We start from the raw sequence: 6256 nt of genomic DNA, 5'->3' as shown, positions 1-6256 counted from the left end.
CCGACAGATCTACCGCGCCCTCAACGCCACCGCGCGCTACGACCCCGACCTCACGAACCCGACCCCGGCTTGACAGGACATAGAAGGATCGCCGGCCTCCCCGGCCCCCGAGGAGGCCCCCTCTCGCGACCCCCGCGGCGAAGGGCTGGGGGACGACGTCAGCTTCGCGCGGGCCAAGCCGTGGACCCTGCTGGCACCCGGGGACTGCTTCGAGGCGAGCGAGTTCGTCACGCTGGTGCCCCTCGTCCCCTGTGCCCGGTCCTCGGCCTACGCCGTGTACTACGCCGGTGACGCCCCGGCGGGCACGGCCTGGCCGGGGAGCGCCACCGGCGAGGGCGTCGCGGACGCGACCTGCGACGCCGCCCTTCACGCCCTCGGCCGGAGTCCGCAGGACGTGCCCTGGTGGTCGTGGTTCACCGACGAGGACGGGTGGGAGTCGTCGCCGCACGTCATGTGTGCGGCACAGCCGGCGGACGGCGTGCCCACGCCGTCCCCGACGCCCGAGCCCGGCCACGACGGTTCGTCCGCCGACGGCGGTCCGACGTACCTGGGCGTCGTCCCGTCGCCGTCGTGCTTCGACGCCGAGCCCCTCGTGGAGCGGGGTGACATGTACGTGCCCGTCGCCGGGTTCTGCGACGAGCCGCACACCGGCCAGGTGTTCGCCGACGATCGCCTCACCCTCGCGGACGCCGTGGACGACGCGACGATCTGGTCGGTCGGCCGGGAGATGTGCGCGAGCGCCTGGACGGAGTTCGTCGGCGGCGAGTACAGCGGGCCGCCCCTGGAGATCTGGACCCTGGCCCCTCGGTACACCGAGTGGCTGGCAGGCAGCAGGGTCGTGACGTGCGCGGTCACCTTCGACGACCCGCTGACCACGAGCCTCGTGGGAGCGGCGGGCTGACCGGCGCCCTCAGCCCAGGCCGGGGGCGGTGAGTGCGAGCACGCCGATGACGACCGCACCGCCCCAGCACAGGAAGACGTCGAACCCGCGGCTGCGCACCACGAGGCCGACGGGCCCGGTGGACGACGTGGCGCGCCAGGTGCCGGCCACCGCCAGCGTCAGCGCGATGGTGCCGGTGCCGACGCGCGCCCCCACGAGCACACCGAGCACGACGGCGAGCACGATGCCGACGAGCACGGTGACGATGGCCCGCTCAGGTCCGGGCAGGGGGCGCGCGGGCTCCTCACCCTTCGCCCCGACCGAGTGCCACGTGGGCGCGGGCTCGGTCCCTCCGGGGTCACGCGGAGGGTCGGGCAGCGCACGGGGATCCACGGCAGCCGAGCCTACCGTCGTGGGGCCACGGCGAGCACCGGACCTCCACGCCCGCAGGGTTACGGTGAGGACCGTGCCCGACCCGACGCCCGACGCCACGCTCGCCTCCCCCGTCCCCCGTTCCGTCGTCGTGGTGGGCGCCGGCCTGGCCGGCGCGCAGACCGTCGCCGCGCTGCGCGCGCACGGCTTCGACGGGCGGATCACGCTGCTCGGCGCGGAGGGCGTGTCCCCGTACGACCGCCCGCCGCTCTCCAAGGAGCTGCTGACGCGGCCCGAGCCGGTGTGGCTGAGCGCGGACCTCGGCGTCGACGTCGAGGCGCTCGCCGACGACGTGCGGCTCGCCGAGCCCGCCCTGTCGCTGGCCCCGGGACCGGACGGCGTGGTCGTCACGACCGCACGGGGCGAGGTCGCGGCCGACGCCGTCGTGCTCGCGGTGGGCTCCGTGCCGCTGGTCCCGCCGGGGTTCGGCGCGTCGTCCCTGCTGCACACCGCCGCCGACGCCGACCGCCTCCGAGCGGCGCTGCGCGACGATGCCGGGCTGCGTTTGGCGATCGTGGGCGCCGGCTGGATCGGCGCGGAGGTCGCCGGGGTAGCCGCGGGCGCCGGCGCGGACGTCACGGTGCTCGAGGCGGCCGGCGCACCGCTGTCGCGCCAGCTGGGACCCGACGTCGGCGGGCTGCTCGCGGGCTGGTACGCGGACGCCGGGGTGCGCCTGCGCACGGGCGCCGCCGTGGCGGCCGTGGAGGGCTCCGGCGTGGTCCTCGCCGACGGCGAGCACGTCCCGGCGGACCTCGTGCTCACCGCGGTGGGCGCGCGGCCGGCGTCGGGCTGGCTGGCCGGCGCGCTGCCGCTGGACGCGCGCGGCGCGCTCCTCGTGGACGGCGACGGTCGCGTCCCCGGGCATCCCCGCGTCTGGGCGGTCGGCGACGTCGCGTCGCGCGCGCACCCCGTGTTCGGCACGGTGCCCGGCGGGCACTGGTCGGCCGCGCTGCACGACCCCGACCCCACCGTGCGCGCGATGCTCGGCGTCGAGCCGGCCGGCACCGGGCACGCGCCGTACGTCTTCTCGCAGCAGCTCGGGCACGACCTGGCGCTGCTGGGCCTGCCGGTCACCACCGGGCCCGACGCCTCCCCCGTGGTGCTGCGCGGCACCCCCGGCGAGGGCCCGTGGGCAGCGCTCTACCTGGACCCGGCGGAGCACCCGGAGCTCGGCGGCGCGCCCGACGGCGTCGTGACCGTCCGCGCCGTCCTCCTGGTCGACTCGCCGCGCGACGTGGGCGGCGTGCGCCGGCTCATGAGCCGCGGTGAGCCGCTGCGCCTGGACCTGGCGAAGGCCACCGACCCCGCCGTCCGGCTGAAGTCCGCCGTCGCCGACCGACCGTAGCCCGCCGGCCGACGGTTCTGATCGCGAACGTGATGAAGCCGAAAACGTCCGCGATCAGAACCGTCGGCGAAGCGTCAGTGCGCGAAGTGGCGCGTCCCGGTGAGGTACATCGTCACGCCGGCGGCCTGCGCGGCCTCGATCACCTCGGCGTCGCGGATGGACCCGCCGGGCTGCACGACGGCGCGGACGCCGGCGTCGAGCAGCACCTGCAGGCCGTCGGCGAACGGGAAGAACGCGTCGGACGCGGCGACCGCGCCGCGCGCCCGCTCGACCGGCCCGGAGTCGCCCTCGGCGAGCGTGTTCGCGCGCTCGACGGACAGGCGGCAGGAGTCGACGCGGTTGACCTGGCCCATGCCGATGCCGACGGCGGCGCCGTCGGCGGCGAGCAGGATCGCGTTGGACTTGGCGGCCCGGACGGCCTTCCACGCGAACGCCAGGTCGGCGAGGGTGGCCTCGTCGGCGGCCTCGCCGGCGGCGAGGGTCCACGACGCGGGGTCGTCGCCCTCGGCCTGGAACCGGTCGACCTCCTGGACCAGCATGCCGCCGGAGATCGGGCGGTTCTCGGCGACGGCACGCGGCGGGGTGTCGACGACGAGCAGACGGACGTTCTTCTTCTTCTGCAGGATCTCGAGCGCCTCGGGCTCGAACCCGGGTGCGACGACGACCTCGGTGAAGATCGGCGCGATCCCCTCGGCCGCGGCCTTCGTGATCACGCGGTTGGCCGCGATGACGCCGCCGTACGCCGAGACCGGGTCGGTGGCGTGCGCGCGGGCGTGCGCCTGCGCGATGTCGTCGCCGACGGCGATGCCGCACGGGTTGGCGTGCTTGATGACCGCCACGGCCGGGCCCTCGTGGTCGTGCGCGGCGCGCCAGGCGGCGTCGGCGTCCACGTAGTTGTTGTAGCTCATCGCCTTGCCGTGCAGCTGCGTGGCCTGCGCGAGGCCCGTGCCGCCGTCGGTCCGCGTGTAGAGCGCGGCCTTCTGGTGCGGGTTCTCGCCGTAGCGCAGCACCGCGGCGCGCTCGAAGGCCGCGCCCGTGACGTCGGGCATGTGGGACTCGACGGCCGTCTCGTCCGGCGCGTACGCGCTGGCGAACCAGGAGGCCACGGCGACGTCGTACTGCGCGGTGTGCGCGAACGCGGCGGCGGCGAGGCGCTTGCGCTGCGCGAAGGTGAAGCCGCCGCCCTGCACCGCGGCGACGACGTCGTCGTACCGCGCCGGGTCGACGACGACGGCGACGCTCGGGTGGTTCTTCGCCGCCGCGCGGACCATCGACGGCCCGCCGATGTCGATCTGCTCGACGACCTCGTCCGGGCCGGCACCCGACGCGACCGTGGCCGCGAACGGGTACAGGTTCACGACGACGAGCTCGAAGGCCTCGATGCCGAGGTCGGCGAGCTGGGCGAGGTGGTCGGCCTTGCGGGTGTCGGCCAGGATGCCGGCGTGCACGCGCGGGTGCAGCGTCTTGACGCGGCCCTCGAGGCACTCGGGGAAGCCCGTGAGCTCCTCGACGCGGGTGACGGGGACGCCGGCGGCGGCGATCTTCGTGGCGGTGGAGCCGGTCGAGACCAGCTCGACGCCCGCAGCGTGCAGGGCGGTGGCGAGCTCGGTCAGGCCGGTCTTGTCGTAGACGCTGAGCAGCGCGCGGCGCACGGGGCGCTGGGCGTCGTCGGCGAGCTGGACGTCGGGGGCGGTCGGTGCACCGGACATGAGTGTCTTCTCCTCGGGCGGGTTCTCGCGGAAAGACCCTCGCACCCAGGCGGGCGGCGCGCATGGCGGGACGTCTCGGCCGCTCCCCGGTGGTGACCCACCCTCGCCAGTCACGGCCCCGGCGAGTCTACCGAACGTCGCGGGGACCGGTCACGGCAGCGCGACCTCGATGCCCAGTAGCTTCCAGGCCCGTGCGGCCATCGGCGCGCGCTCGGCCGCGGGGCGGCGGGTGAGCGCGCCGGCCACGAGCTCCACGCCGAGCATGAGGTCGTCGACCGTCGTACCGGGCGGCACCTGGCCGGCCTCGAGCGCCGCGCCGTGGCGCGAGGCGAGCACCGCGGAGACGCGGTCGCGCAGCTCGACCATCCGCGCGGGGCGGTCCTCGGCCAGCAGGTCGACCACGCCCACGGACTCGATGGCGTGCCGGGTCACGAGGCCGAGGAGCTCCGGCAGCGCGGCGCCCGCGGCCGACGCCGCCTCCAGCGCGTCCACGTTCTCCTCGACGACGGCGGCGACGAGCGAGACGCGGTCCGGGAAGTGGCGGTAGAGGCTGCCCTGCCCGACGCCCGCGCGGCGCGCGATCGAGCTCAGCGGCGCGGCCGTGCCGGACTCGGCGAAGACGGCGTGCGCCGCCTCGAGGAGCGCCGCGCGGTTGCGGGGCGCCGCCGCGGGACCGGGGTTGCTCCGGGGGGAGGGGCGCGGGTTGCTCCGAGCGGTGGGCACCGGAATAGACTAGCAACCGGACAGCATTGTCCGGTTAGCACGACCGCAGCCCGTGAGGGACCCGCCAGCAAGGAGAGCACCATGGCCCTGTCCGCATCCTCGACCGTCGGCGAGTGGCTCGACCACCCCGTCGGAGGCCGCATCCTCGGCGCCGTCCTCGAGCAGGCCGGCGCGTCGGCCGAGGCGCTCGCCCCGGCGCGCGGCCTCCCGCTCGAGCAGCTCGTGGCGTTGTCGAACGGCCAGTTCCCCGCGGAGATGGTCGACGGTCTCGTCGCCGCGTACCGCGAGCAGGCGCCGGACGACGCCTCGTCCGGGTCCGCCGCGGAGGGCACCCCGGCCCCCGCCGCCTGGGCCGAGCAGGTCACGCCCGGCCGCTTCACCGGCCAGACCGTCGTCGTGACGGGTGCGGCATCGGGGATCGGCCGCGCCGTCGCGTCCCGCGTGGCCCGCGAGGGCGGCCGCGTCGTCGCCGTCGACCTGGCGAAGGAGAAGCTGGACGAGCTCGCGGAGTCGCTGTCCGGCGTCGTGCCGGGCGCCGAGGTCGTCGCCGTCGCGGGCGACATCACGTCGCCCGACTCGGTCGAGGAGATCGTGCGTGCCGCCGGGGACCGGGTCGACGCGCTCGCCAACGTCGCCGGGATCATGGACGACATGGGCGCGGTGCACGAGCTCACCGACGCCACCTGGGAGCGCGTGATGCGCGTGAACGTCGACGGCACCATGCGCCTCATGCGCGCCGTCCTGCCCGGGATGCTCGCCGCCGGCCGCGGCCGCATCGTCAACGTCGCCTCGGAGGCCGGGCTGCGCGGGTCCGCCGCGGGCGCCGCGTACACGGCGTCGAAGCACGCCGTCGTCGGCCTCACCAAGTCGTCCGCCGTGATGTACGCGGGCACGGGCGTGCAGGTGAACGCCGTCGCCCCGGGCGGCGTGGCGACCGGTATCCAGGTGCCGACCCAGGCCGAGTTCGGCGGCGCGCGCCTCGGCCGGTACATGGGCAACATCCCCGGCATCGCGACGGCGGAGCACCTCGCCGCGTCGATCACGTTCCTGCTGTCCACGGACGCGGTGAACCTCAACGGCGCGATCCTCGCGTCCGACGGCGGCTGGTCCGCCGTCTGACCCGACGCGTCAGGGCCAGCGCGTGGTCGATCGCGCTGGCCCTGACAG

General features: G+C 75.8%; 6 protein-coding genes. 3 read left to right on the top strand and 3 right to left on the bottom strand.

Translation table 11 applies throughout. The annotated features are described in order from the left end of the window. The first annotated feature begins 235 nt into the window (after positions 1–235). Positions 236–901, top strand: coding sequence for a hypothetical protein (locus ABZ493_RS12155; protein ID WP_430582426.1), 666 nt, complete (start codon positions 236–238; stop codon positions 899–901). A gap of 9 nt (positions 902–910) precedes the next feature. Here the strand turns inward: ABZ493_RS12155 and ABZ493_RS12150 are convergent, their stop codons facing one another. Continuing rightward, the gene (locus tag ABZ493_RS12150; protein ID WP_430582425.1) at positions 911–1273 is read right to left on the bottom strand and encodes a DUF3017 domain-containing protein; all 363 of its coding nucleotides are present in this window, start codon (positions 1271–1273) and stop codon (positions 911–913) included. 73 nt (positions 1274–1346) lie between these two features. Here ABZ493_RS12150 and ABZ493_RS12145 point away from each other — a divergent pair, with 73 nt between their 5' ends. After that, on the top strand, positions 1347–2657 hold the full coding sequence (locus tag ABZ493_RS12145; RefSeq protein WP_430582424.1) for an FAD-dependent oxidoreductase: 1311 nt from the start codon (positions 1347–1349) through the stop codon (positions 2655–2657). A 74-nt stretch (positions 2658–2731) separates the two neighbouring features. On the opposite strand, the gene purH is transcribed toward ABZ493_RS12145, so the two are convergent. Both purH and ABZ493_RS12135 read right to left on the bottom strand, forming a co-directional pair. Continuing rightward, positions 2732–4366, bottom strand: coding sequence for a bifunctional phosphoribosylaminoimidazolecarboxamide formyltransferase/IMP cyclohydrolase (gene purH, locus ABZ493_RS12140; RefSeq protein ID WP_430582423.1), 1635 nt, complete (start codon positions 4364–4366; stop codon positions 2732–2734). A gap of 150 nt (positions 4367–4516) precedes the next feature. Beyond that, complete coding sequence (locus tag ABZ493_RS12135; protein ID WP_430582422.1) at positions 4517–5089, bottom strand: helix-turn-helix domain-containing protein; 573 nt, start codon at positions 5087–5089, stop codon at positions 4517–4519. 81 nt (positions 5090–5170) lie between these two features. On the opposite strand from ABZ493_RS12135, the gene ABZ493_RS12130 reads away from it, so the two are divergent. Continuing rightward, positions 5171–6208, top strand: coding sequence for an SDR family NAD(P)-dependent oxidoreductase (locus tag ABZ493_RS12130; RefSeq protein WP_430582421.1), 1038 nt, complete (start codon positions 5171–5173; stop codon positions 6206–6208). Positions 6209–6256: the final 48 nt, after the last annotated feature.

The organism is Isoptericola sp. NPDC019482 (assembly GCF_040632295.1).
Lineage (GTDB): Bacteria > Actinomycetota > Actinomycetes > Actinomycetales > Cellulomonadaceae > Isoptericola.
This window is presented reverse-complemented; position numbering and strand designations above follow the sequence as displayed.